Annotated in this window: 25 protein-coding genes; 19 read left to right on the forward strand and 6 right to left on the reverse strand. The window is 68.1% G+C overall.

Annotated elements, in window-relative coordinates:
* Positions 1-711: a metal-dependent transcriptional regulator gene (locus tag BJ987_RS15840; RefSeq protein WP_209898478.1), complete on the reverse strand. Its 711-nt coding sequence runs from the start codon at positions 709-711 to the stop codon at positions 1-3.
* 182 nt (positions 712-893) lie between these two features.
* On the opposite strand from BJ987_RS15840, the gene BJ987_RS15845 reads away from it, so the two are divergent.
* The 4 genes from BJ987_RS15845 to BJ987_RS15860 all read left to right on the forward strand — a co-directional run bounded on the left by BJ987_RS15845 (position 894) and on the right by BJ987_RS15860 (position 6,330).
* Entirely contained in the window at positions 894-1,862 is a 969-nt protein-coding gene (locus tag BJ987_RS15845; RefSeq protein WP_209890190.1) for a bifunctional riboflavin kinase/FAD synthetase, read from the forward strand.
* 142 nt (positions 1,863-2,004) lie between these two features.
* Positions 2,005-2,274: a 30S ribosomal protein S15 gene (gene rpsO / locus BJ987_RS15850; protein WP_209890193.1), complete on the forward strand. Its 270-nt coding sequence runs from the start codon at positions 2,005-2,007 to the stop codon at positions 2,272-2,274.
* A gap of 388 nt (positions 2,275-2,662) precedes the next feature.
* Positions 2,663-4,939: a polyribonucleotide nucleotidyltransferase gene (locus BJ987_RS15855; protein WP_209890195.1), complete on the forward strand. Its 2,277-nt coding sequence runs from the start codon at positions 2,663-2,665 to the stop codon at positions 4,937-4,939.
* 68 nt (positions 4,940-5,007) lie between these two features.
* A complete protein-coding gene (locus tag BJ987_RS15860) occupies positions 5,008-6,330 on the forward strand; it encodes a M16 family metallopeptidase (RefSeq protein ID WP_209898481.1) in 1,323 nt (440 codons plus the stop codon).
* A 102-nt stretch (positions 6,331-6,432) separates the two neighbouring features.
* Here the strand turns inward: BJ987_RS15860 and BJ987_RS15865 are convergent, their stop codons facing one another.
* A complete protein-coding gene (locus tag BJ987_RS15865) occupies positions 6,433-6,744 on the reverse strand; it encodes an ArsR/SmtB family transcription factor (protein WP_209890197.1) in 312 nt (103 codons plus the stop codon).
* Positions 6,745-6,835: 91 nt separating this feature from the next.
* On the opposite strand from BJ987_RS15865, the gene BJ987_RS15870 reads away from it, so the two are divergent.
* Together BJ987_RS15870 and BJ987_RS15875 are read left to right on the forward strand one after the other, a co-directional pair.
* Complete coding sequence (locus BJ987_RS15870) at positions 6,836-8,047, forward strand: MFS transporter (protein ID WP_209890199.1); 1,212 nt, start codon at positions 6,836-6,838, stop codon at positions 8,045-8,047.
* A 110-nt stretch (positions 8,048-8,157) separates the two neighbouring features.
* Entirely contained in the window at positions 8,158-9,618 is a 1,461-nt protein-coding gene (locus tag BJ987_RS15875) for a pentapeptide repeat-containing protein (protein WP_209890201.1), read from the forward strand.
* Here BJ987_RS15875 and BJ987_RS15880 read toward each other — a convergent pair.
* The gene (locus BJ987_RS15880) at positions 9,587-9,982 is read right to left on the reverse strand and encodes a VOC family protein (RefSeq protein ID WP_209898483.1); all 396 of its coding nucleotides are present in this window, start codon (positions 9,980-9,982) and stop codon (positions 9,587-9,589) included. The genes BJ987_RS15875 and BJ987_RS15880 overlap by 32 nt on opposite strands.
* Positions 9,983-10,136: 154 nt before the next feature.
* Here BJ987_RS15880 and BJ987_RS15885 point away from each other — a divergent pair, with 154 nt between their 5' ends.
* From BJ987_RS15885 to BJ987_RS15915, 7 genes are all read left to right on the forward strand, one after another.
* Positions 10,137-11,240 (forward strand): alcohol dehydrogenase catalytic domain-containing protein, encoded by a 1,104-nt coding sequence (locus BJ987_RS15885; protein ID WP_209890204.1) that lies wholly within the window; start codon positions 10,137-10,139, stop codon positions 11,238-11,240.
* A gap of 142 nt (positions 11,241-11,382) precedes the next feature.
* On the forward strand, positions 11,383-12,267 hold the full coding sequence (locus tag BJ987_RS15890) for an NAD(P)-dependent oxidoreductase (protein WP_209890207.1): 885 nt from the start codon (positions 11,383-11,385) through the stop codon (positions 12,265-12,267).
* 88 nt (positions 12,268-12,355) lie between these two features.
* Positions 12,356-12,655, forward strand: a complete 300-nt coding sequence (locus BJ987_RS15895; protein WP_209890210.1) for a type II toxin-antitoxin system Phd/YefM family antitoxin — start codon at positions 12,356-12,358, stop codon at positions 12,653-12,655.
* On the forward strand, positions 12,652-13,107 hold the full coding sequence (locus BJ987_RS15900) for a type II toxin-antitoxin system VapC family toxin (RefSeq protein ID WP_209890213.1): 456 nt from the start codon (positions 12,652-12,654) through the stop codon (positions 13,105-13,107). The genes BJ987_RS15895 and BJ987_RS15900 overlap by 4 nt, the downstream gene beginning before the upstream one ends.
* A gap of 105 nt (positions 13,108-13,212) precedes the next feature.
* On the forward strand, positions 13,213-13,959 hold the full coding sequence (gene dapB, locus BJ987_RS15905) for a 4-hydroxy-tetrahydrodipicolinate reductase (protein ID WP_209890216.1): 747 nt from the start codon (positions 13,213-13,215) through the stop codon (positions 13,957-13,959).
* Positions 13,956-14,441, forward strand: a complete 486-nt coding sequence (locus BJ987_RS15910; protein ID WP_209890219.1) for a hypothetical protein — start codon at positions 13,956-13,958, stop codon at positions 14,439-14,441. The genes dapB and BJ987_RS15910 overlap by 4 nt, the downstream gene beginning before the upstream one ends.
* 4 nt (positions 14,442-14,445) lie before the next feature.
* Positions 14,446-14,898: a flavodoxin family protein gene (locus BJ987_RS15915; protein WP_209890222.1), complete on the forward strand. Its 453-nt coding sequence runs from the start codon at positions 14,446-14,448 to the stop codon at positions 14,896-14,898.
* Positions 14,899-15,270: 372 nt separating this feature from the next.
* On the opposite strand, the gene BJ987_RS15920 is transcribed toward BJ987_RS15915, so the two are convergent.
* Positions 15,271-15,411 (reverse strand): hypothetical protein, encoded by a 141-nt coding sequence (locus tag BJ987_RS15920; protein ID WP_209890225.1) that lies wholly within the window; start codon positions 15,409-15,411, stop codon positions 15,271-15,273.
* Between the two features lie 303 nt (positions 15,412-15,714).
* Here BJ987_RS15920 and BJ987_RS15925 point away from each other — a divergent pair, with 303 nt between their 5' ends.
* From BJ987_RS15925 to BJ987_RS15940, 4 genes are read left to right on the forward strand one after another with little or no spacing between them, the layout of a single operon-like run.
* On the forward strand, positions 15,715-16,395 hold the full coding sequence (locus BJ987_RS15925; RefSeq protein WP_209890228.1) for a response regulator transcription factor: 681 nt from the start codon (positions 15,715-15,717) through the stop codon (positions 16,393-16,395).
* Positions 16,359-17,744, forward strand: coding sequence for an ATP-binding protein (locus tag BJ987_RS15930; RefSeq protein WP_209890231.1), 1,386 nt, complete (start codon positions 16,359-16,361; stop codon positions 17,742-17,744). Before BJ987_RS15925 ends, BJ987_RS15930 begins: the two co-directional genes overlap by 37 nt.
* The gene (locus tag BJ987_RS15935; protein WP_209890234.1) at positions 17,737-18,771 is read left to right on the forward strand and encodes a DUF8320 family protein; all 1,035 of its coding nucleotides are present in this window, start codon (positions 17,737-17,739) and stop codon (positions 18,769-18,771) included. Before BJ987_RS15930 ends, BJ987_RS15935 begins: the two co-directional genes overlap by 8 nt.
* Before the next feature lie 42 nt (positions 18,772-18,813).
* On the forward strand, positions 18,814-20,016 hold the full coding sequence (locus BJ987_RS15940; RefSeq protein WP_209890237.1) for a winged helix-turn-helix domain-containing protein: 1,203 nt from the start codon (positions 18,814-18,816) through the stop codon (positions 20,014-20,016).
* 13 nt (positions 20,017-20,029) lie between these two features.
* Here the strand turns inward: BJ987_RS15940 and BJ987_RS15945 are convergent, their stop codons facing one another.
* Positions 20,030-20,506: a hypothetical protein gene (locus BJ987_RS15945; protein ID WP_209890240.1), complete on the reverse strand. Its 477-nt coding sequence runs from the start codon at positions 20,504-20,506 to the stop codon at positions 20,030-20,032.
* A gap of 148 nt (positions 20,507-20,654) precedes the next feature.
* Between BJ987_RS15945 and dapA the strand changes: the two genes are divergently transcribed.
* Together dapA and BJ987_RS15955 are read left to right on the forward strand one after the other, a co-directional pair.
* Complete coding sequence (dapA, locus tag BJ987_RS15950; protein WP_209890243.1) at positions 20,655-21,563, forward strand: 4-hydroxy-tetrahydrodipicolinate synthase; 909 nt, start codon at positions 20,655-20,657, stop codon at positions 21,561-21,563.
* Positions 21,560-23,623, forward strand: a complete 2,064-nt coding sequence (locus tag BJ987_RS15955) for a ribonuclease J (protein WP_209890247.1) — start codon at positions 21,560-21,562, stop codon at positions 23,621-23,623. The genes dapA and BJ987_RS15955 overlap by 4 nt, the downstream gene beginning before the upstream one ends.
* A gap of 57 nt (positions 23,624-23,680) precedes the next feature.
* On the opposite strand, the gene BJ987_RS15960 is transcribed toward BJ987_RS15955, so the two are convergent.
* Entirely contained in the window at positions 23,681-24,241 is a 561-nt protein-coding gene (locus tag BJ987_RS15960) for a WKL family lipoprotein (RefSeq protein ID WP_209890250.1), read from the reverse strand.
* Between the last annotated feature and the right edge of the window lie 55 nt (positions 24,242-24,296).

The following is a 24,296-nucleotide window of genomic DNA, read 5'->3' on the forward strand; positions in this document are numbered from 1 at the left end:
CTAAGCGGTGAGCCAGATGGCTTCGGCGGCGGGACGGCCCAGGTCGATGGGAGTTTCCGCGGAGCCCAGGCGCAGGGCGATGGTGCCGGCGAAGTCGCGGCGTTCCACGACGGTGATCGCGGTGTCCAAGGCGATGCCGACGGAATCGAAGTAACGCAGCATGTCCGGGTCGGAGTCGGAAATCCTGGCGACCCGTCCGGTTTCGCCCGCCGCGAAGTCGCTGAGCTGCCGGGCGGGCGGGGTCGGCACGGCACCGTCGACCGACGGGATCGGGTCGCCGTGCGGATCCCGGTCGGGATAGCCGAGTTTCGCGTCGATCCGCGCCATCAGCAGCTCCGAGACCGCGTGCTCGAGCACCTCGGCTTCGTCGTGTACCTCGTCCCAGCCGTACCCTAGCTCGTTGACCAGGAACGTCTCGATCAACCGATGCCGGCGCACCATGGCGACCGCGGCGCGGCGCCCGTGCTCGGTCAAGGTGATCGAACCGTAGCGGGCGTGCTCGACCAAGCCCTGATCGGCGAGTTTGCGCACGGCTTCGGAGACGGTGGACGCGGACACTCCGATGCGCTCGGCGAGCAGTTTGGTCGACACCTTCTCCTGGGACCACTCCTGCGCGGTCCAGATCACCTTCAAGTAGTCCTGGGCGACCGAGGTCAGTTCCGGGGCAATCGTCGCGGTGTCACCGGAGGTGGCGTCGTCGGCGGGCGTCAGGGCCTGCTCGCGTCGGGTGGCGATGTCTCGTTTACCGGGCACGTACCTGAGCTTATGCACTCCTTCGCCGATACACACATCTCGGCGAGAGACACGAACGCCTGTTCACCAAGTGGATAACGTCGTGTGACTTGTGGGACGCCGGAATACTGTTCGTGACGCCATTTGCGTACGCTGCAACCGTGCAGAGATGGCGAAGTCTCGACGAGGTGCCCGCGGACTGGGGTCGCTGCGTACTCACGATCGGCGTGTTCGACGGCGTACATCGCGGCCATGCCCAGTTGATCAGTCGCGCTGTGAAGTCCGCGGCCGCGCGTGGTGTCCCGGCGGTGTTGATGACCTTCGATCCGCACCCCATGGAGGTGGTGCGGCCGGGTTCACATCCGGCGCAGCTGACCACGCTGCCGCGCCGCGCCGAACTGGCCGAGGAACTCGGCGTCGACGTCTTCTGTGTCATGCCGTTCACCACCGAATTCATGCAGCTCACCCCCGAGGCCTACGTGCACGACCTGCTGGTCGACCGCTTGCACGTGGCCGAGGTCGTGGTCGGCGACAACTTCACCTTCGGCAAGAAGGCCGCGGGCACCGTCGACACCATGCGCGGCCTGGGCGAGCGGTTCGGCTTCGAGGTCGACGGCGTCAAGCTGGTCGGGGAACACGCGGTTACCTTCTCCTCTACCTATATCCGCGCCTGCGTCGAAGCAGGGGATATGGCCGCCGCCGCGGAGGCGCTGGGCCGGCCGCACCGGATCGAGGGTGAAGTGGTGCACGGTGAGGGCCGCGGTAAGGATCTCGGTTTCCCCACCGCGAATCTCGCGCCGACACCGTATGCCGCCATCCCCGCCGACGGGGTGTACGCGGGGTGGTTCACGGTGCTCGACCCCGACGGCCCGGCCATCGGCCCGGCCGAACCGGGCGAGCAGGCGATGGCCGCGATCTCGGTCGGCACCAACCCGCAGTTCGACGGGGTCGCGCGCACCGTGGAAGCCTTCGTGCTCGACGGTGAGGCCGACCTCTACGGGCGGCGCGTCGCCCTGGATTTCGTCGAGCACCTGCGCGGTATGCGCAAGTTCGACTCCCTCGAGGAGTTGCTCGAAGCGATGAATCGTGACGTGGAGAATGCCCGCAAGGTTCTCACGGCCGTCGAATAGACCCGATTCGGCTCCCGGGAACCACCTCCGGTAAGGTAGATCCTCGGGTTTGCTGCGGTCCGCGGTGGCGCCCATTCCGGGTGGCGCTTTCGCAAGACCCGGGCATCCGAGCGCGGAACTGAAAAATAGGAGTGGACGCCGCATGGCTCTGACCACCGAGCAGAAGACCGCCATCCTCAAGGAATACGGCCTGCACGAGAAGGACACCGGTTCCCCGGAGGCGCAGATCGCCCTGCTGTCGAAGCGGATCTCGGACCTGACCGAGCACCTCAAGCAGCACAAGCACGACCACCACACCCGCCACGGCCTGCTGGCCCTGATCGGTCGTCGTCGTCGCCTGTCGAAGTACCTGCAGGCCAAGGACATCGAGCGGTACCGTTCGCTGATCGAGCGTCTCGGCCTGCGTCGCTGAGCACGCCCGACACACTGGCTTCCATAGGTCGTCGGTAAAACAGCCAACGGGGAGACGTACAATCTCCCCGTTGGCTATTTGCGTTGCAGGGGTGAACACCTCCCCGGCGCACAACACTGCACAGCCGTAAGCACCCGCCCGCGTGGCGTCGGTCTTCGGTAGTGGCCTCTCGGTCGGTGTTCGACGCACCGGGCCGACGGGCTTCGATCGATGACCGCCTCCGCGTCGCCGTTTCCAAGGGGAAACCGGCCGGGTCTGCGCGTCGCAGCCAGGATGGTTGCCGCGCGTCCGTGCCAGGTACGGCTGACGAATAGCCGGATCGCGCCTGTGTTCTGCCATTGAGAGCGAGGCGAGGGATCCGGCGAAGACGAGAGGTTGAGAGAAGAGAATGACCGAAACAACTGAACGCAAGTCCTCGGCCGTCGAGGTCGAGCCCGGTGTGTTCGAATCCGTCGCGCTGATCGACAACGGCAGCTACGGCACCCGCACCATCCGCTTCGAGACCGGCCGGCTGGCCCGGCAGGCCGCCGGCTCCGTCGTGGCCTACCTGGACGACGAGACCATGCTGATGTCCGCGACCACCGCGGGCAAGTCCCCCAAAGAGCAGTTCGACTTCTTCCCGCTGACGGTCGACGTCGAAGAGCGCATGTACGCCGCGGGTCGCATCCCGGGCTCGTTCTTCCGTCGCGAGGGCCGCCCCTCCACCGACGCCATCCTGACCTGCCGCCTGATCGACCGTCCGCTGCGCCCGTCGTTCGTCGACGGCCTGCGCAACGAGATCCAGGTCGTGGTCACCGTGCTGTCGCTGGATCCGAAGGATCTCTACGACGTCGTGGCGATCAACGCCGCTTCCGCGTCCACCCAGATCGCGGGCCTGCCGTTCTCCGGTCCGGTCGGTGGCGTGCGCGTCGCCCTGATCGAAGGCCAGTGGGTCGCGTTCCCGACCGTGGAACAGCTCGAGGGCGCCGTGTTCGACATGGTCGTCGCGGGCCGCGTGGTCGAATCCGGCGACGTCGCGATCATGATGGTCGAGGCCGAAGCCACCGACAAGGTGATCGAGCTGATCGACGGCGGCGCGCAGGCGCCGACCGAGGCCGTCGTGGCCGAGGGCCTGGAGGCCGCCAAGCCGTTCATCGCCCGGCTGTGCCGCGCGCAGTCCGATCTCGCCGAGCTGGCCGCCAAGCCGACCGGTGAGTTCCCGCTGTTCCCGCCGTACGAGGCCGATGTGTTCGAGGCCGTCGAGGGCACCGCGAAGCGTGAGCTGAACGAAGCCATGAGCATCGCCGACAAGCAGACCCGCGAGGCGAAGATCGACGAGATCAAGCTGGACGTGCTCGGCCGGCTCGGCGAGGACTTCGCCGGTCGCGAGAAGGAACTGGGCGCGGCCTTCCGCTCCGTCACCAAGAAGCTGGTCCGCCAGCGCATCCTGACCGACGGGTTCCGCATCGACGGCCGTGGGCTCGCGGATATCCGCGCCCTGTCCGCCGAGGTCGCCGTGGTGCCGCGGGCGCACGGTTCGGCGCTGTTCGAGCGTGGCGAGACCCAGATCATGGGCGTCACCACCCTGGACATGGTGAAGATGGCGCAGCAGGTCGACTCGCTCGGCCCGGAAACCTCCAAGCGCTACATGCATCACTACAACTTCCCGCCGTACTCCACCGGTGAGACCGGCCGCGTGGGTTCGCCCAAGCGCCGCGAGATCGGCCACGGCGCGCTGGCCGAGCGGGCGCTGCTCCCCGTGCTGCCCAGCCAGGAAGAGTTCCCGTACGCCATCCGTCAGGTCTCGGAAGCGTTGTCCTCCAACGGTTCCACCTCGATGGGCTCGGTCTGCGCCTCGACCCTGTCGCTGCTGAACGCCGGTGTGCCGCTGAAGGCCCCCGTCGCCGGTATCGCCATGGGCCTGGTCTCGGACACCATCAAGAACGACAAGGGTGAAGACGAAGTCCGCTACGTCGCCCTGACCGACATCCTCGGCGCCGAGGATGCTTTCGGCGACATGGACTTCAAGGTCGCCGGCACCCGCGAGTTCGTCACCGCGCTGCAGCTGGACACCAAGCTGGACGGCATCCCCTCCAAGGTGCTGGCCGGTGCGTTGAGCCAGGCGCACGACGCCCGCACCACCATCCTGGACGTGATGGCCGAGGCCATCACCAGCCCGGACGAGATGAGCCCGTACGCGCCGCGCGTCACCGCGATCAAGATCCCGGTCGACAAGATCGGCGAGGTGATCGGGCCCAAGGGCAAGGTGATCAACCAGATCACCGAGGAGACCGGCGCCAACATCTCCATCGAGGATGACGGCACGGTCTACGTCGGTGCGACCACCGGCCCCGCGGCGCAGGCGGCGATCGACCAGATCAACGCCATCGCGAACCCGCAGCTGCCGAAGGTCGGCGAGCGCTTCCTGGGCACGGTCGTCAAGACCACCGCCTTCGGCGCGTTCGTCTCGCTGCTGCCCGGCCGCGACGGCCTGGTGCACATCTCCAAGCTGGGCAACGGCAAGCGCGTCGCCAAGGTCGAGGACGTGGTGAACGTCGGCGACAAGCTGCGCGTGGAGATCGCCGACATCGACAACCGCGGCAAGATCTCGCTGGTCCCCGTCGAGGAGACCACCGAGGAGCCGGCCGCGGACGACGCCGTTGATGCTTCGGCCGCGACCGAGTAGTACTTGTCTCTGTGACGAAGAAGAAGACGGCCCCCCTGCTCCCCAGCGAGCAGGGGGGCTCGTCACTCCTGAGAACCGACGAATCCCTCTCGCATTCGGTTGATTCCGGTGTGCGGCGCACCGTGCTGCCCGGCGGGCTACGCGTGGTCACCGAGCATCTGCCCGGTGTGCGTTCGGCGTCGATCGGTGTGTGGGTCGGCGTCGGTTCGCGTGACGAAGGCCCGACCGTGGCCGGGGCCGCGCATTTCCTCGAGCACCTGCTGTTCAAGGCGACTCCGACGCGTTCGGCGCTGGATATCGCGCAGGCCATGGACGGGGTGGGCGGCGAGCTCAACGCGTTCACCGCCAAGGAACAGACCTGCTATTACGCCCATGTCATCGATGAGGATCTGCCGCTGGCGGTCGACCTGGTCTCCGACGTGGTGCTGAACGGACTGTGCCGGTCCGCTGATGTCGACCTGGAACGCCAGGTGGTGCTCGAGGAAATCGCCATGCGTGACGACGACCCCGAGGACATGGTCGGCGACGCGTTCCTCACCGCGTTGTTCGGCGATCACCCGATCGGACGCCCGGTGATCGGTTCCATCGAATCGATCGAGGGGATGCAGGCCGCGCAGCTGCGATCGTTCCATCTGCGGCGGTATCGCCCGGATCGGATGGTCATCGCGGTCGCGGGCAATGTCGAGCACGAGCACACCGTGGAGCTGGTGCATCGGGCCTTCGAGCACCGGCTGGACCCGTCGGCGGTGCCGGCACCCCGGCGCGAAGGCCGGTTCCGTCCCACCGGCAAGCCGGAACTGCACTGGAGCCACCGCGACAGCGAACAGGCCCACCTCACCTTCGGTGTGCGGGCCTTCGGCCGGCACGAGGGCGAGCGGCGCTGGCCGCTGTCGGTGCTCAACACCGTCGTGGGCGGCGGCTTGAGTTCCCGTCTGTTCCAGCGCATCCGGGAGGATCGCGGTCTGGCGTACTCGGTGTACTCGAGCGTCGACACCTTCGCCGATACCGGCGCGTTCTCCGTCTACATCGGCTGCCAGCCCGAAAACCTCGGCCAGGTGGCGTCTCTGGCGCGCGGCGTGCTGGAGGAAGTCGCCGAACACGGCATCACCGACGCCGAATGCGCCCGCGCCAAGGGTTCTTTGCGCGGGGGACTGGTCCTCGGCTTGGAAGACTCCGCCTCCCGGATGAACCGCATCGGCCGCAGCGAGCTCAGCTACGGCAACCATCGCAGCGTCTCCGAGACGCTGGCCCGCATCGACGCGGTCAGCACCGAGGAAGTGTCCGCGATCGCCCGCACCCTGCTGTCTCGCCCGTTCGCGGCATCCGTGGCGGGACCGTACCGTCGCACCCGGGAACTTCCCGCGGCGGTCCGCCGCCTGGTCGACGCCTGATCCCTCTGCTGTCGTACAACCGGTGGGCGATGACGGCCCGTGTGCGACAGCAGTTTTGGGTTCCCGCCTCGATTTGCGCCAGTGGTGTGCGGGCGAGCCGGATCAGGTCTGGTTCGCCGCGCTGACGATCGCGGGGAGTAGTCCGGGCAGGGCCTGGTCGATGTCGGCGGTGCGCAGGCGCTGGTGGATCTGGCCGTCGATGACGAGGCGTTCGATGAGCCCGGCTTCGCGCAGGATCTTGAAATGGTGGGTGGCGGTGGATTTGTTGATCACGCCGTAGAGGGCGCTGCACCGGACGGCGGTGCCGGCGTTGCTGAGGCGGCGGATCATTTCCAACCGGATGGGATCCTGCAGCGCGCCCAGGACGGTGGGCAGCGAGGCGACCGGCGGCAGCGGTTCCTTGGCTTCGGTCATGAGCTACCTCACAGATGGGTTCGATGTTCGTCGTACCGGTTGTAGGGTTCGACTGGAGTTCGATAGACATCAAACTTACCTGATCGGAGCGATGATGGCAGCGACAGTGGCCGCCGGCGAGCAGACCGTACAGCGTTGGGCGTACCCGTTGGTGCTGGCCGCGAGCGGTGTGGCGCTCGGGGTGTCCGGGGTTCCCGCTCCGCTGTACGGGTTGTACGAAACGCAATGGCACCTGTCCCCGCTGACCACGACCGTGGTCTTCGCGGTGTATGCCTTCGCCGCCCTCGCCGCGGTGCTGGTCTCGGGCCGGATCTCCGATGTGGTGGGCCGCAAGCCGGTGCTTCTGGGCGCTTTCGCCATCATGATCGTCGGTCTGGTGGTGTTCATGCTGGCCGATTCGGTGCCGATGTTGTTGCTGGCCAGAGCTTTACACGGGTTGGCGGTCGGGTCGACGGTGGTGGCTGGCGCGGCGGCGCTGCTGGATCTGCGGCCGCATCGTGGCGCGCGCTCCGGACAGCTCAGCGGTGTCGCCTTCAATGTCGGTATGGCCGTGGCGATTCTGGGCTCCGCGCTGCTGGCGCAGTACGCGCCGTATCCGTTGCGCACCCCCTACGTGGTGATCACCGTGGTCTGCTTGATCATCGGTGTCGGGGTGCTGGCGTTGCGGGAGCCGCACGGCGCCCGGGTTGCCGGTCGCATTCGGATCGCAAAACCAGCTGTGCCGCAAGAGATCTCCGCGGACTTCTGGTTCTCCGCGATCGGCGTGATGGCGGCCTGGTCGGTGCTCGGGGTGTTGCTGTCGCTGTACCCGTCGCTGGCCGCGCAGCAGACCGGCATCCACAATCTGGTCTTCGGCGGGGCGGTGGTCGCCTCGACCGCGCTGTCCGGCGCCACCAGCCAGCTGTTCGCGACGGGTATCCCCGCCCGGCGCGCGGCGATCATCGGCGACACCGGGATGGCTTTCGCGCTGCTGCTGACCGTGCCCGCGCTGGCCACCCACAACTGGGTCGTGGTGCTGGCGGCGGGCGTGCTGCTGGGTGTGACTTTCGGGCTCGGGTTCGGCGGGTCGCTGCGACACCTGTCCAACGTCGTGCCGCACCACAAGCGGGGTGAGACGATGTCGGCGTACTACCTGCTGGCCTACTCGGCGATGGCGTTGCCGACCATTCTCGCGGGCTGGGCCGCCACGACCTGGGGACTGAACAATGTCTTCCCGTGGTTCGTCGGCGTGGTGGCCCTCGCCTGCCTGATCGCCGCCGGGCTGGGTGTCCGCGGCAATCGGCGTGCCGACCGGTCGGCCTGAATCCGGCGTTCCGTCCACCGGATGGGTGACACCTGAAAAGGGCTGGGGCACAGGCATAGCCGCTCTTGTCCTGTAGGCGCGGTACGCCGATCCCGTTTACCATGCCCATCATGCGATGGGGGAGGCTGGGTGATCGGGTGCGCCGCGCCGCACTGTTCTTCGCAGTGTCGACCGTGGTACTCCTCGGCCTGGTCATCGGGGGAGTGACCTGGTGGCTGCTGCGGCTCGGCCTGGGAGTCGAGGCGGAACGGCCGAACCAGGTGCAACTCACCGCGATCGCGCTGGCGGTGCTCGCGGGCATCGGCGGGGCGGTCGCGGTGACGGTGGCCTACCGCCGCCAGCGGGACCTGGAACGCGGGCGCTTCGCCGAACTCATCGGCGGCGCGGTGCGGCAATTGGGCGACGAAGACCCGGCCGTGCGGATCGCGGGGGTCTACGCCGTGGCCGTGATCGCCGACGAATGCGCCACACCGCGCCGGCGCCAGCAGTGCGTCGACGTACTGTGCGGCTATCTCCGGCTACCGTATGAACCCGGCGACGGCTCGAATCATCTTGTCTCCCGCGCGGAATCGATGGAGGAGTCCGGCAGCCGGGTGGAGCGGGTCTATCACATCCGGCGCGACGATCGCGAGGTGCGGCGCACCATCGTCCGGGTCATCGCCGAACACCTGCGCCGCGCGCCGCGGGATTCCTGGTCCCGGCGCTATGCCGAGGTCTCCTGGTCCCAGTGCGACTTCGATTTCACCGGCGCGGTATTCGACGATGCCGACTTCCAGGGGGTCGAATTCGGCGGTCGCTGGACTGTCTTCGCGGGTACCCGGTTCGTCGGCGATCTACGCACGGATTTCGAACGTGCTCGCTTCACCGGACGGCACGTCACCTTCCACGGCGCGGTATTCGGCGAAGCGCCCGTGGTATTCGACCGAGCCGAGTTCCGCTGCGCCCATACGAGTTTCGACGAGGCGATCTTCAAATCGCCCTATACCTCGTTCGACGACGTGGTCTTCGCGGGCATCCGCACCGGATATACCGGCGCCAGATTCGTCGGCGAGGAGACATCGTTCCGGGCCACCAGATTCGGTGCGGAATCGACCTCCTTCGAGGGCGCGACCGTAGACGGCGAGCGCGTATCGTTCGCGCACGCGGTCTTCGGCGGTACCCGGGTCGCGTTCAGTGGCGCCCATTTCTGTGCCGCCGCCGTCGAATTCGACGATGCGCGCTTCGGCGGGCAGGCCTGGCGGCGCAACAAGGGCACCCGTGAGATCGATTTCGCCAAGGCGCAATTCCACGGCGGCGCCACCTTCGCGCGCACCGTGCTGGGCGGGCGCGCCGCCGATTTCACCGCCTGCGACTTCTTCGGCGATGTTTCCTTCGCCGAGGCGCGTTTCGCCGCCGGGCAGATCCACTTCGACGCTCCGACAGCCTGGGTGGGTGTGCGCTTCGACTGGGACGAAAACCCAACTCGCAAACCGAGTTCGGTGCTGCCGAGTCCGTGGCCCCCGGCGCTGGACGCAGTGCCCGCGCCGGAGGCGTGCGGCACTACGCCGGCCAACCGCCGTACGGGACGGTGATCAACTCCAGGTAGTGGCCGCTCGGATCCTCGAAGTAGACGCCGCGACCGCCGTCGTGATGATTGATCTCGTTGACGCCGTGCTTCTGCGGATCCGCCCAGTGGTCCAGCTTGTAGCGCTGGATCTTGGCGTAGGCCGCGTCGAATTCGGCTTCGGAAATCAAAAAGGCGTAGTGCTGGGGTTGGATCTCGTCGATGAACGGCGGAACATTCGCCATATCGAAGGTGACACCGTTCGCGGTGGTCAGCGGGATGAAAGGACCCGCTTCCGTGCCGATTTCCAATCCCAGGATGTCCGACCAGAATTCCGCGGACACCCGCTTGTCGCGACAACCGACAATGGTGTGATTGAACTGAACTGACAGGGGATTACTCCTTGCAGTCGTGACGGTCCCGACCCTGGGCTCGGTACAAGGCGGCCGACAGGAGCACCGTCACGGTGCCCGAGATTAGTGGGCGCGGCACGTGTTTTTCAACCCCGGAGTGACGCAGGCCATGGTCGGCGGTAGCGTCGGGCGAATGAAGATTCGTGGTGCGGTTCTGGAGCGGATCGCGGCCCCCGTGCCTTTCGCCGAGTCGGCCCCGATCACCATCTGCGAGCTCGACCTCGCCGAACCCGGCCCCGGTGAACTGCTGGTCCGGATCGAGGCCGCCGGGTTGTGCCATTCCGATCTGTCCGTGGTGGACGGCAATCGGGTGCGTCCGGTGCCGATGCTGCTCGGGCACGAGGCCGCCGGGCGAGTCGAGGCGGTCGGTCCCGGCGACGGTGACATCGCGGTCGGACAGCGGGTCGTGATGACCTTTCTACCGCGTTGCGGAGAGTGTGCCGGGTGTGCGAGCGAGGGTCGAACCCCTTGCGGGCCCGGCAGTCTCGCCAATAACGCGGGTGAGCTCCTCAACGGCGGGCGCAGGCTGCGCCGCGACGGCGCGGAGGTGCACCATCACCTGGGTGTGTCCGCCTTCGCCACGCATGCCGTGGTAGACCGCCGCTCCGTCGTGCCGGTCGACGACGATGTCCCGCCGGAAGTCGCCGCCGTCCTCGGCTGTGCGGTGCTCACCGGTGGTGGCGCGCTGTTGAATTCGGCGAAGCCCGGCCCCGGCGATCGCATCATGGTCGTCGGCCTCGGCGGCGTCGGCATGGCCGCGGTGCTGGTCGGCGTCTCCCTCGGCCGCGAGGTCATCGCCGTCGACACCGTGGCCGAAAAGCTGACTCTCGCCACCGAACTCGGGGCCGCCGCGGTCCACACGCCTGGTGAACTGGCGGACCGGGGTATCCAGGCCGAGATCGTGATCGAGGCCGCAGGCAACATCCCTGCTTTCGAAACCGCCGTGGCCGCCACCGCCGCGGGCGGCACGACCGTCACCGTCGGGTTGCCTGCCCCCGACGCGCGCGCGAGCATTTCCCCGCTCACGTTGGTCGCGCAGGGGCGCACCATCGTCGGCAGTTACCTCGGCTCGGCCGTCCCCGCCCGCGACATCCCCGAATACGTGCGCATGTGGCGTGCGGGCCGGCTTCCCGTCGAGCGCCTCGTCTCCGCGCACATCGGCCTCGACCGGATCAACCACGCGATGGACGAACTCGCCGCCGGCCACGCACTCCGCCAGGTCATCGTCTTCGACTGACCATCGTCCGCCTGACCTGGATGCTTACCTCCAGCGGGGGTATTCGACCAAAAAGTAGGTACTTGTCGCCACGCCGCAGCCACCCGAAGACTGAGCGCCCGGGGCCGCGGAGCCCCCGCAGCGAACCAACTTGGGAGGCAACATGACCGGCAGCAGCCGCACACCCGTGACAGTGCTCGGAGTCGGCTCGATGGGCAGGGCGGTGGCCATGGCACTGCTGGCCGCCGGACACCCGACCGCGGTGTGGAACCGCAGCCCGGAGCGCGCGGCGGCACTGGTGGAGCACGGTGCCGTCCACGCGCGCACGATCCAGGACGCGATCACCGCCGGCCCGGTGATCGTCTCGGTACTCACCGGATTCGACGCGACACTGGACACCCTGGCTCCGGTCGCGGACGCGCTGGCCGGTCGAACCGTGCTGACGCTCAACAGCGGGTCGCCCGCCGGTGCCCGCCGGATGGCCGAATGGATCGCCGCGCGGGATGCCCGATTCCTCGCCGGCGCGATCAAGAATGTGCCTGCCGCGGTGGGTGATTCGGAGACCCTGCTGTACTTCGGCGGCGATCGCGCCGTCTTCGACCACCACGCCGAAATACTGCGCGCACTGGGTGGCGACATCGTGCACCTGGGACCGGAGCCGGATCTCGCCGCGCTCTACGAGTCGGCGGTCGGCGCGACGCTGCTTCCGGCGCTGCTCGGATTCCTGGAGGGCGCGGCGGTGCTCGCCACGCGTGGCATTCCGGCCGCGGCGATGGTGCCCTACTCGCGCAAGTGGCTCCAGATGATCGAGTCCCTGCTGCCGATTCTCGCCGCGGAGATCGACACGGCCGACTACTCCCGACTGGGTTCCTCGATCGCGCTGTTCCACGCGGCCGTCGCCGAAGACGAGGCCCTGGCAGCCGAATCCGGCGTCGACATGTCCTGGCACGCGGCGATGCACGATCTGCTCCGTCGCGCGGTCGCGGAAGGCCGTGGCGAACAGAGCATTACGGCCCTGTTCGAGGTCATCAGGAAGCCCGCGGCGTAGCCGGACGCTGTCGGGTCTGGCGTGGCGGGCAGGCAGGGAGTAGCCTGAATTGACCAGTGTAGTCATAAGGGCTTGAGGGGTGGTCTCGATGGCGCGTAAGCGGGCGGAGCCGGCGCAGGCTTCGGAACAACCGGATATCGCTTGGCCGGTAGCCGACGCGAAGGCGAAGTTCTCCGAGTTGATCGACACCGTAGATCGGGAGGGCCCGCAGGTGATCACCAAACACGGCCGTGAAGTCGCCGTCGTGGTGCCCATCGAGGAATGGCGGCGCAAGAGCCGCCGCCAGGGCAGCTTCGCCGAGTTCATGGCGGCCTCGCCGTTGCGCGGTTCGCGGCTGGAACTGGAACGGGAACGGAGCGATCCCTCGCATCGTGACGTGGCGTTGTGACGGCGAGTGCGGAACGGGTCGTCGAGCGGCCCGGATTCCTCTTGGACACGAACGCCATCTCGGAGTGGATCAAACCGCTGCCCGACCCCGGGCTCATGGAGTGGTCGCACGCCACCGACGAGGATCGGATGTATCTGAGTGCCCTCACCATCGGGGAAGTCCGGCGCGGCGTCGATCGCCTCCGGGACGGGCCGCGCAAGGCCCGTCTGACCGCGTGGCTCGCCGAGGATGTCGTCGACCGATTCGGCGACCGATTGCTGTGTGTCGACACGGCTGTCGCCCAGGCCTGGGGCAGGATCCGGGCGCGAGCCGAATCGGACGGCCACTCCGTCGATCCGGTGGACGGCCTCATCGCGGCGACCGCGGAATCGTATGGCCTCGTCGTCGTCACCCGGAACCGGAAGGATTTCCTGGCCACCGGGGTTCCGGTCCTGTGCCCCTGGGCCGAATAGGTCCGCCGCGGGTTATCGCTGAGCGGGCGCGGGACCGCCCGGTGTCGCCTACTAGGCTGGCCGGGAACGCGGGGTGCGCGAATGCCCCAGGACACAGGAGGTGCGGTGACCATTCGGGTCGGGGTGCTCGGAGCACGCGGCAAAGTCGGACAGGCGATCTGCGCGGCCGTGGAGGCGGCGGCTGATCTCGAGCTGTCCGCGGCCGTCGACAAGGGCGACGCGCTGGAGACGTTCACCGAGAGCAAGACCCAGGTGGTCGTCGACTTCACCCATCCCGACGTGGTGATGGGGAACCTGAAGTTCTTGGTGGAGCACGGCATTCACGCCGTCGTCGGCACCACCGGCTTCGACGCCGGTCGGCTCGACGAGGTGCGGAGCTGGCTGCGGGAACAGCCGGAGACCGGTGTGCTGATCGCGCCGAACTTCGCCATCGGGGCGGTGCTGTCGATGCGGTTCGCCGAGCAGGCGGCGCGGTTCTTCGAATCGGTCGAGGTCATCGAGCTGCACCACCCGAACAAGGCCGATGCCCCCTCGGGCACCGCCTACCGCACCGCGGGCTTGATCGCCGAGGCGCGCGAACGCGCGGGTGTGGGCAAGAGTCCCGACGCGACCACCACCGCCCTGGACGGTGCGCGCGGCGCCGATGTCGACGGGGTGCGCGTGCACTCGGTGCGGCTGGCCGGATTGGTGGCGCACCAGGAAGTGCTGTTCGGCACCCAGGGCGAGACATTGACCATCCGCCACGACTCCATCGACCGCTCCTCCTTCGCCCCGGGCGTCCTGCTCGGCGTGCGGGAGATCGCCAACCGTCCCGGCCTGACCGTCGGGCTCGACCCGTTCCTGGATCTGTGACCGTCCAGGGGTCCTCCGGCAGCGACGTCCGCAAGGTCGTCGCCTTCATCGCGGTCCTGGTCGCGGTGCTCGGGTTCTATTTCCTGCTGCTGGGGCGCATCGCGTTCGAACTCATCGGCTCCGGTGACATCGCGGCGCTCGCCATCGGCATCGGCGTGCTGATCCTGCCGCTGGTCGGCGTCTGGATCGTCGTGGCGACCGTGCGCGCCGCCCTCGACCATCAGCGCCTGGCCGCCCGGATGCGCGAGGACGGCCTCGAACTCGACACCTCCGAGCTACCCCGCCGCCCCTCCGGACGCATCGAACGCACCGCGGCCGACGACCTGTTCGACCGCGTGCGCAAAGAATGGGAAGCCGACCCCGACAACTGGCGCATGTCCTACCGCCTCGCCCGCGCCTACGACTACGCCGGCGACCGCACCCGCGCCCGCGAAACCATGCGCCGCGCAGTCGCTTTGGAAAAACTCGAACGCGAAGGGTGACACCGTGGCTCGACTGCTGATCATCCACCACACTCCGTCCCCGCACATGCAGGCCATGTTCGAGGCGGTGGTCTCCGGTGCGACCGACCCGGAGATCGAGGGGGTGGAGGTCGAACGTCGTGCCGCTCTGGCGGTCACCGCCAGCGACGTGCTCGCCGCCGACGGCTACCTTCTCGGGACCCCGGCGAACCTCGGCTATATGTCCGGCGCGTTGAAGCATGCTTTCGACACGTTCTATTACCCGTGTCTCGATTCCACCCGCGGTCGTCCGTACGGTTTGTACATCCACGGCAACGAAGGCACCGAGGGAGCTGAGCGGGGCGTGGAAGCCGCGACCACGGGTCTCGGGTGGGAGAAGGCGGCCGCCGCGGTCATCCTGTCGGGGGCGCCGGGCAAGGACGATATTCAGCGTTGCTGGGAACTCGGCGCCACCGTCGCCGCCCATCTCATGGGGTGACCGGAGACGAGAATGGGGTGGCCCTTAGGACCACCCCGTTCGGATTTCGTTGCGCGCGAGCTTATGCGAGGCCCCAGGCGTGCAGCAGGTAGGTGATGTTGACCGCGATGTTGGTCACGACGTTCGCCAGGTTGAGGGCGGCGGAACCCAGGTCGAGCAGCGGCATAGCTATTCCTCGGATCGATCGACGTGCTGTCGCTTCGACGGTAGGAGGAGTGGCAAATGTCAGGCAAACTCGAGTGCTGGTCATCGTGAGTTGCGGCGCTCAGCGGCAGGGGCCGAGCGTTGTTGCCCGGCAATGGATCCGGCGGTCTCGCGTGGGCCGGGGCGCACGCCGCCTCGGTGTCCACTATGAGGCAACTCACGAATTCGTCAGCCGCGGTGGAACGGGACGGCCTGTCCGGCCGCGCCGAACAGTGCGAGCAGGCGAGCGAACCGGGTCCGCATCGAACTGGTGGCGGACTCGGCCCGCCGTACGCCGGTGCCTCGAGTGGTCACAGCATGGGTTGTCATGGTTACGCCTCCTTGTCGTCGAGATCTTTGAGGCCGGCCGCCATGGCCGTCCCGGTGAGCATGGCGAGCGTGGTCAGAACCGTGCCCGCGGCGACTAGTGCGGTAATGGCTTGCATGGCAGTAAGTTTCGCTTAGGCAATAAGCTGCCACCAGTGGCTGGATTGACATAGATCGCAAAAATTCGGCCAATCCCCCGATTTTTGGTGTCTGACCTTTCCGGCTTCCGGCCCGTCATACTCGACCTGACGTTGTAGCGGTGGGAAAGGTGAACCGGGTTTCGGCTCGGGATGGGAGTGTCGTTTGATGAGCGCCGAAGGGGGCGACATCGGTACGCGCCGGATCGGACTGGTCGAAGACCATGAATCCGTCGCGATCGGGCTGGCCGCGATGCTCGCGCCGCAACCCGACCTGAAACTGGTGCTGACCGCGGGCACCGTGCCGGAACTGCTGGCCACCGCGGGCGCGGCCGATTTGGACCTGGTGGTCCTCGACCTGCGTCTCGCCGACGGTTCCTCTCCGGAAGACAATGTGCGTGCCCTGCGCGATCGCGGCATCGAGGTGCTGGTGTTCACCGGCGCCGACAACGCTTTCCTGGTGCGCTCCGCCGCTCGCGCCGGTGTGCTGGGTGTGGTGCGCAAGTCCGAGGATGCCTCGACCGTGGTAGCCGCGGTGCGGCAGGCCGCCTCCGGCAACCAAGTAGTCACCACCGACTGGGCCGCGGCCATCGACGGTGACCCGCAGCTGTCCGATGTCGGCCTGAGCCCGCGCCAGGAAGAGGTGCTCACCCTGTATGCCTCGGGTGAGAAAGCCTCCCGGGTGGCCCGGCTGACCGGCCTGTCGGAGCAGACGGTCAACGACTACCTCGGCCGAATCCGGCAGAAATACGCCGACGCGGGCCGGCCCGCGCCGACCAAGACCGACCTCTACAAGCGGGCGGTGGAGGACGGATGGCTCCCGGTTCCCGAGCGTCATCCCAGGGCATGACGCTGAGCGCGCGCCAGCGAGCCAGCAATAGACACAGACCTTTCGGACGTTCGGCCGGTGCCGAACGCCGGCGCGGCGAAGATCCGCGGACCAATTCGCCGGCCGGCACGCCGCCGACCGCCGACCAGGCTCGGGCCGGACGCTGGCGTCGGGCGTTCGCCACGGAGACGTCCTCCGAACCCGCCGCGGATCGGATCCTGCGCCGCCTCGCGCTCGTGTTCGGTATCGCCGGCGTGCTCGCTGTCCTCGCGGAGACTCCGGAGATCGCCGAGCAGAGCCGCGCCGCGGCGCCGGCCTGGACCGTGCTGACGGTGGTGCTGGCGTTCGGGTGGTTCCCGGTGCTCGCGATCGTGTCGTTCGGCTCGAGTACCCGTGTCATCCAGTGGGTTTCGGGCGCCGCCGCGATCTGCTATCTGCTGGCGTTCGCGGTGGTCCCGCTCGCCTATCGGGAATCGCATGTCGACGCCACGGCGGTGTGGCTGTACCGGCTGTTCGCGCTCGGCGTGCTCGCCGCGGCGCTGGCCTGGCGGCCGATGATCGCGGTCGGCTATCTCGTCGTCGGCGCCGCAGCTTCGGCGGCGGCGAATATGTATGTCACGCCGTACGGCACGGGGTGGGGGCTGGCCGGGGACTTCGTTCGCGCCGCCGGATTGTGCGTGTTGTTCCTGTGGTGCGCGATCTACGCGCGCGCCGCCGCGGCCCGCGTGGACCGGGAATCGGCGATCGCGAGCAGCCGGGCGGCGGTCGCGGCTGGCGCGGCCGCGCGCGACCGGGAACGGGCTCGTTTCGCCGCGCTCATTCACGACGCGGTGCTGTCGACGCTGCTGGACGCGTCCCGGGCGGGCGTCGAGTCACCCGTGTTGCGCAGTCAGGCCGAACGCACCCTGGTCCAACTCGACGAGGCCCGCGGCAGCGCGACCGAACCGGACCGGCTCGATGCCAAACACGCGATCGATTTCCTGCGTGCCGCCGTGCACGACGTGAATCCGGGCATCGCCTTCGCCGAGCGCCGCTGGTCCGGTTTCGACGATCTGCGCTTGCCGGTGCAGGCCGCGGGCGCGATCGCCGCGGCGCTGGTCGAGGCGGTGCGCAACAGCCTGCGTCATGCCACCGTGCCGGGTCGTGCGGTGCAGCGCACGGTCACCGTGACGGTCAGCGCCGGCGGCATCCGGGTGGTGTTCCGCGATGACGGCGCCGGTTTCGATCTGAGCCGGGTGCCCGCGGATCGCCTCGGCGTCTCGGTGAGCATTCTGGGCCGGATGCGTCAGCTGGCCGGCGGCGCCGGTTTCGTGGAATCGGCGCCGGGCGAGGGCACGACGGTGACTTTGGTGTGGGGTAGCGATGGCTGACACCGACAACGAGTTCGGCCTGCGTGACCTGCTCGGCCTCCGAGACGGTTCGGCCTGGTTGTTCCTGATCATCCTCGAAGTGACGATCGTGCTGTACATGGTGCGCAATCTGTCGCACGTCCCGTTGGCCGCGGCTGTGCTGGCCGCGCTGCTGCTGGTCGCGGCGGGAGTGCTGGTATTGGTCATTCCGGTGGATCCTTTGCCTTGGCCGGCAACGGTTTTCGTGATCGGCTCGGGTCCGGTGTCGACGGCGCTCACCACCCTGAACGGGCACAGCGGCTGGTCGCGGCCGGTGTGGACGGTGTTCGCGTCCTCCTACGTGCTGGCCGTGCTGGTCCTGCGCGGACGGCTCGGCGCGGCGTGGCTCGGGGTGGCGGGTATCGCCCTGGTGATCGTGGGCGCGGGTGTCCTGGGTGAGTTGCGGTCCGGGGTGCTGGCGGGTTCGATCGTTCCGATCGCCACGGTCGCCGGCGTCTCGGTCTGCGCCGCGCTCATGCGCCCGACGCAGCGTTCGCTGCGATTGCTCCGCGAGGAGGCGACGATGCGCGCCGCCGCCGAAGCCGGCATGGCAGCCGAGAACAGTGAGCGGGACCGGCAATTGGCCCGCCTGGACAAGGTGGCGCGTCCGATCCTGGAACGCATCGCCGACGGCGTCGCGCTGACCGCCGAGGAACGCGAGCAGTGCCGGTTGCTGGAGGCCGAACTGCGCGACGGACTGCGTGCTCCGCAATTGGTCACCGATGAGTTGAGCGGCGCGGCCCGCGGTGCCCGGTCCCGCGGTGTCGAGGTGGTCCTGCTCGACGACGGCGGTTTCGCGGGCGTGCCGCGCTGGGTGCGCGAACGTGTGATCGACGCGGCGACAAGGGAATTGGACACCGCGAACGCGGGCTCGGTGACGGTGCGGGTGCTGCCGATGGGGCGTCGCATCCTGGCCACCGTGCTGGCCGATACCCCCGACGCCGCTCGCCGCACCGAGATCGATACCGCCGGCGCGGTCAGCGTCATGACCGAGCCCTGCGAGTTGTAGGGCGCGGCGAACGTGTCGTACCCCCATGGCATCCTTCGACAGGTGCGAAGGATGAGTGCGGCGGCCGCGCGCCGGACGGCATTGGCGGCGCAGGGTTTCGGCAAGCGGAAACCCGCGGTGACCAACCGCAAAACCGTGCTGGATGTGCTGAGCCGAACCCAGCTGCTGCAATTGGATTCGGTATCGGCGGTGGTGCGCGCGCACTACGCCCCGGTCTTCAGCCGGATCGGCGCCTACGACCGTGGGCTGCTCGACGAAGCCGCGTGGAGCCACAACGCGCGCCGGCCACGGCGGCTGGTGGAGTACTGGGCGCACGAGGCCGCGCTGATCCCGGTGCAGGATTGGCCGCTGATGCGCTGGCGGATGGCGAAATATGAGCACGGCCGCTGGCAGTCGGCGAAGCGGGTGCTCGAACACAGCCCCACCCTGACCAAGGACATCCTCGATGTCATTCGCGAGGCCGGTCCGTCGACCGCCGGTGAGGTGGAGCGCCACCTCGAACTGGACAAGCCGCGGTCCAAGGATCATTGGGGCTGGAACCTCAGTGATACCAAGATCATTTGCGAGCAGTTGTTCGCCACCGGCGAGCTGTCGGTGGACAAACGCGTCGGGTTCGCCCGGCACTATGACCTGACCGAGCGGGTCGTCCCGCCCGAAGTGCTCGCCCGCCGAGTCGCCGAGGGTGACGCGTTCCGCGAGCTGATCCGGCGCGCCGCAACGGCGCTGGGCATCGCGACCGAACCCGATCTGCGCGACTACTACCGGATGCACCGCTCTCAGACCGAGCCCGCGATCGCGGAGCTGATCGAGGCGGGAGAGCTGGAGCAGGTCGAGGTCGCGGGCTGGGACAAACCCGCCTACCTGCACACCGGCGCGAAGACACCGCGCGCGATCGAAGGCGCGGCGCTGCTGTGCCCGTTCGACCCGCTGATCTTCTTCCGGCCGCGTACCGAACGGATTTTCGACTTCCACTATCGGATCGAGATCTACACCCCTGAACCCAAACGGGTGCACGGGTATTACGTCTTCCCGTTCCTGCTCGACGGCGAACTCGTCGGCCGCGTCGACCTGCGGGCCGAACGCGCGACCGGCCGCCTCCTGGTGCCCGGAGCCTTCGCCGAACCCGGTCACCGCACAATGGAAACCGCTGTCGCCCTGAAGAACTCACTGCGTGAAATGGCCGACTGGCTGGAACTCGATGAGATAGTCCTCGGAGTGAAGGGCGATCTCGCGCCCCTCCTCTGAGTCAGGGCGTTGCTCAGATATCGGTTTTGCCGAAACCGCTGTCCCGGTCGCGCTTGTGCCGGCTGCCGTAGCCGCCCATCTGGTGTCGGAGCGCGTCGCTCACGGTGCTCTGCAACCACCCGTTCAGTGACATCCCGCTCTGCTGTGCGGCTTCCTCGGCCTTGGACTTCAACTGCTCGACCATGCGCAGGGTCACCCGGCTGATGTCGCCAGTCATCTCCTCGAACGTGGGCGGTTCGTCCGTGCCGGGGTTCTTCCGTACGTCGATGGTGGCGTCGGTGCCGTCGACCGACACGTGCACCGTCCGGTCGCCGAGTTCGGCACTGACCTCGGCGGCCAGGTCCGACAGCGCCGCCAGCAATGCCAGCCGCGCCGAACTCTCCGTGGCCGCGGCCAGCGCGGCGGCGGTGGCCTGCGTCTTCTCGTCACCGAGGGCGGCGGCCGCGATCAGGTCTTCGCGTAGTCGCGTGGTGTACTTGTTCAGATCCATGACACCAGTGTGGCGTCATCGGTGATGTCATACAAGGGGCGCATTGATGCCATAGCGCAGCGAGTGGGAGCTGAATCACCGGGCCGGGCGCGTCGATCGGCGGTCAGGATGTCGTTCCTGATCTCCGGACCGGGTAGCCTTTCTGACCATGACGAACGGTGAATCGACGCGAACACCGCGGAGCGCGTCCGGCACGGTCGGTGTCGCAATGGTGACCCCTTTCAGTGCCGACGGCAAGCTGAATGTCGACGCCGGCGTGGCCCTGGCCGCCCGTCTGGTCGACCGCGGCGTCGACCTGCTCGCGATCTCCGGCACCACCGGCGAATCGCCGACCACCACCGAGTCGGAGAAGTTCGATCTGCTGAACGCCGTAGTCGACGCCGTCGGCGACCGGGCCACCGTGATCGCCGGTGCGGGTACCTACGACACCGCGCACTCCATCGAACTCGCCCGCAACGCGCAGCGCGCCGGGGCGCACGGCCTGCTCGTGGTCACCCCGTACTACTCCCGCCCCACCCAGGACGGTCTGGTCGCGCACTTCACCGCGGTGGCCGACGCCACCGACCTGCCCATCACGCTCTACGACATTCCGCCTCGCTCGGTCGTGCCGATCGCCTCGGACACCCTCCGCACCCTCGCCGAGCACCCGAACATCGTCGCGGTCAAGGATGCCAAGGGCGATCTGAACGCCGGCGCGGATCTGATCGCCAGCACCGGTCTGAACTTCTACTCCGGTGACGACTGCCTGAATCTGCCGTGGCTGTCCGTCGGCGCGACCGGATTCATCAGCGTCATCGGTCATCTGGTGCCGGAGCGCCTGCGCGAACTGCACCAGGCGTACACCGCCGGTGACGTGGTGCGGGCCCGGGAGCTCAATGTGAGCATGCTGCCGTTGAACACCGCGATGGCGCGCCTGGGCGGTGTCGCCATGACCAAGGCCGGTCTGCGCCTGCTGGGTGTAGAAGTCGGCGAACCACGATTGCCGCAGCTGATGCCGAGCAACGAGCAACTCGATCAGCTGGCCGCTGACCTGCGCCTGGCGGGGGTCGCCGCATGACCGAGCCCATTTCACCCCGTCCCCGCCGCCGCGCCGCCTCCCGTGCCGCCGGCGCCCCAGCGCCGGTGCAGCCGGACGCTCCGATGCGGATCGAGAAGTCTGCTCCGGAGCCCGCGCCGGTTACCGAATCGGTGCCGTCGGTCGCCGCGCCGGAATCGCGTCCCGAGCCGGTGACACAGGCCGAGCCGGACGCCCAGCCCGCCCGTAAGAAGGCGCGAAACGCCGAGGATGCCCCGAAGGGCAACCCGCCGCGGAAGTCCGCGCAGGCGCAGGATGCGGGCCAGCAATCCAATGGCCAGTCCGGCCGCGGCAACCGCGGGCGGCAGCAGGGCGGCCGTGGTCGCCGGGATCAGGCCCCCGCGCCCGCACCGGTCAAGGCCGCCCAGGATCGGCTCGGTCTGCCGCCCAAGGCTCCGAAGAACGGCCTGCGCGTCTTCGCGCTCGGCGGCATCGGCGAAATCGGCCGCAATATGACCGTTTTCGAATTCGGTGGCAAGCTACTGATCGTCGACTGCGGTGTGCTGTTCCCCGAGGACCAGCAGCCCGGCGTCGACTTGATCCTGCCCGACTTCCGGCCGATCGAGGACCGCGTCGACGACATCGTCGCCGTCGTGCTCACCCACGGTCACGAGGACCACATCGGCGCGGTGCCGTTCCTGCTGCGTCTGCGCTCCGACATCCCGATCATCGGCGCCAAGTTCACCCTCGCGCTGATCGCCGCCAAGTGCCGCGAGCACCGGCTGCAGCCGAAGCTGGTGGAGGTCATCGAAGGCGAGACCACCATCCACGGTCCGTTCGAGTGCGAGTACTTCGCGGTCAACCACTCGATTCCGGACGCGCTGGCCGTCTCCATCCGCACGCCCGCGGGTGTCGCGCTGCACACCGGTGACATCAAGCTCGATCAGCTGCCGCTGGACGGCCGCCTCACCGACCTGGCCGGCTTCTCCCGCCTGGGCGACGAGGGCGTCGATCTGTTCCTGGTCGACTCCACCAACGCCGAGGTCCCCGGCTTCGTCACCCCGGAACGCGAGATCGGCGGGGTACTGGACACGGTCATCGGCAAGGCGAAGAACCGCGTCATCATCGCCTCCTTCGCCAGCCATGTGCACCGCATCCAGCAGGTCGTGGACGTGGCCCAGAAGTACGGGCGCCGCGTGTGTTTCATCGGCCGCTCGATGGTTCGCAATATGCAGATCGCGCAGGATCTCGGTTACCTGCGCGTGCCCGACGGTGTGGAGGTCGACCTCGAGGTCGCGGCCACGTTGCCCGGCAATCGCCTGGTGCTGATCTCCACCGGTTCCCAGGGTGAGCCGCTCTCGGCGCTGTCCCGGATGGCGCGTGGCGAGCACCGCCAGATCCATATCCGCCCGGACGATCTCGTGGTGCTGGCGTCCTCGCTGATTCCCGGCAATGAGAACTCGGTGTTCGCCGTGGTCAACGGCCTGGCTCGGCTCGGCGCGACGGTCATCACCCAGCAGAACGCGAAGGTGCACGTCTCCGGTCACGCGTCCGCGGGCGAGCTGCTGTACCTGTACAACGCGGTGCGGCCCACCAATGCGATGCCGGTGCACGGTGAATGGCGGCACCTGCGCGCCAACGCCGCGCTGGCGGTGGCCACCGGCGTGCCGGAGGAGCGCGTGGTGCTGGCCGAGGACGGTGTGGTGGTCGACCTGGTCGACGGCATCGCGACCATCGTGGGCCGCTTCCCGGTCGGGCACGTCTACGTCGACGGACTCTCGGTCGGCGACGTCGGCGAGTCGACGCTGTCGGATCGTCTGGTGCTCGGCGAGGGCGGTTTCATCTCGATCACCGTCGCCATCGATTCCACCACCGGTAAGGCGGTGAGCACGCCGGAGCTGAACGGACGCGGCTTCTCCGACGATCCGACCGCGCTGAGCGACGCCGCGGAACTGGTCGAGGCGGAGCTGCTGCGGTTGGCGGGGGAGAACGTCACCGACGCGCATCGCATCGCGCAGAGCGTGCGCCGGGTGGTGGGCCGCTGGGTCGCCGATGTCTACCGTCGTCGCCCGATGATCGTGCCCACCGTCATCGAGGTCTAGACAGCAGAAAAGCGCCGGGAAGCGATCGCTTCCCGGCGCTTTTCGCGTCTGGTGGCTCTACTTCGCCTGGCAGGCAGCCGAATCCAGCTTTGCCGCCTTGACGATATTGCAGGTGAACTGGTTCGAGACCTTCCAGCCCTCGGTCTCGGCGACGAACTCCACGAAGGCGTTCTCCACCGGCGCACCGTCGATGGTGACGTCCGCGTCGGCCTTCAGCTTGCCGTCCTGCGGCTCCTGCACGCCGGTGATCTCCACCTTGACGTTGTTCTTCTTCGCGGCGTCGACCAGCTTGTCCACCAGTTGCGGATCCTTTTCCGCGTCCTGCACCCAGCTGATCTTCTCCTGCTCGCCGACCGAGGCGTCGAACGCCTTGTTGATCTTCTCGTTGAGTTCGGCGACGGTCGGCTTCGGCAGGTTCGGCGGCGGCGTGGTGGTCAGTTCGCCTTCGGCCTCGACCGCTTCACCGGGCTTGGTGCCCTCCTCGTACTGCCCCGCGGACGTGGTCGTCGCGCTCGGGGTGGACGCGGAGTCACCGGTGTCGGAGCCGCACGCGGCCAGGGTGAGTGCGGAGGCGGCGGCCACGATGGCGACCGCGGCGCGAATGGATCGGAGTTTCACGTATTCCCCTCGATGAAAAAGTGGTCGCCGCACCGGGTTTGCCGCGGCAAAAGAT

Origin of the sequence: Nocardia goodfellowii, from assembly GCF_017875645.1 — a bacterium.
Classification (GTDB): domain Bacteria; phylum Actinomycetota; class Actinomycetes; order Mycobacteriales; family Mycobacteriaceae; genus Nocardia; species Nocardia goodfellowii.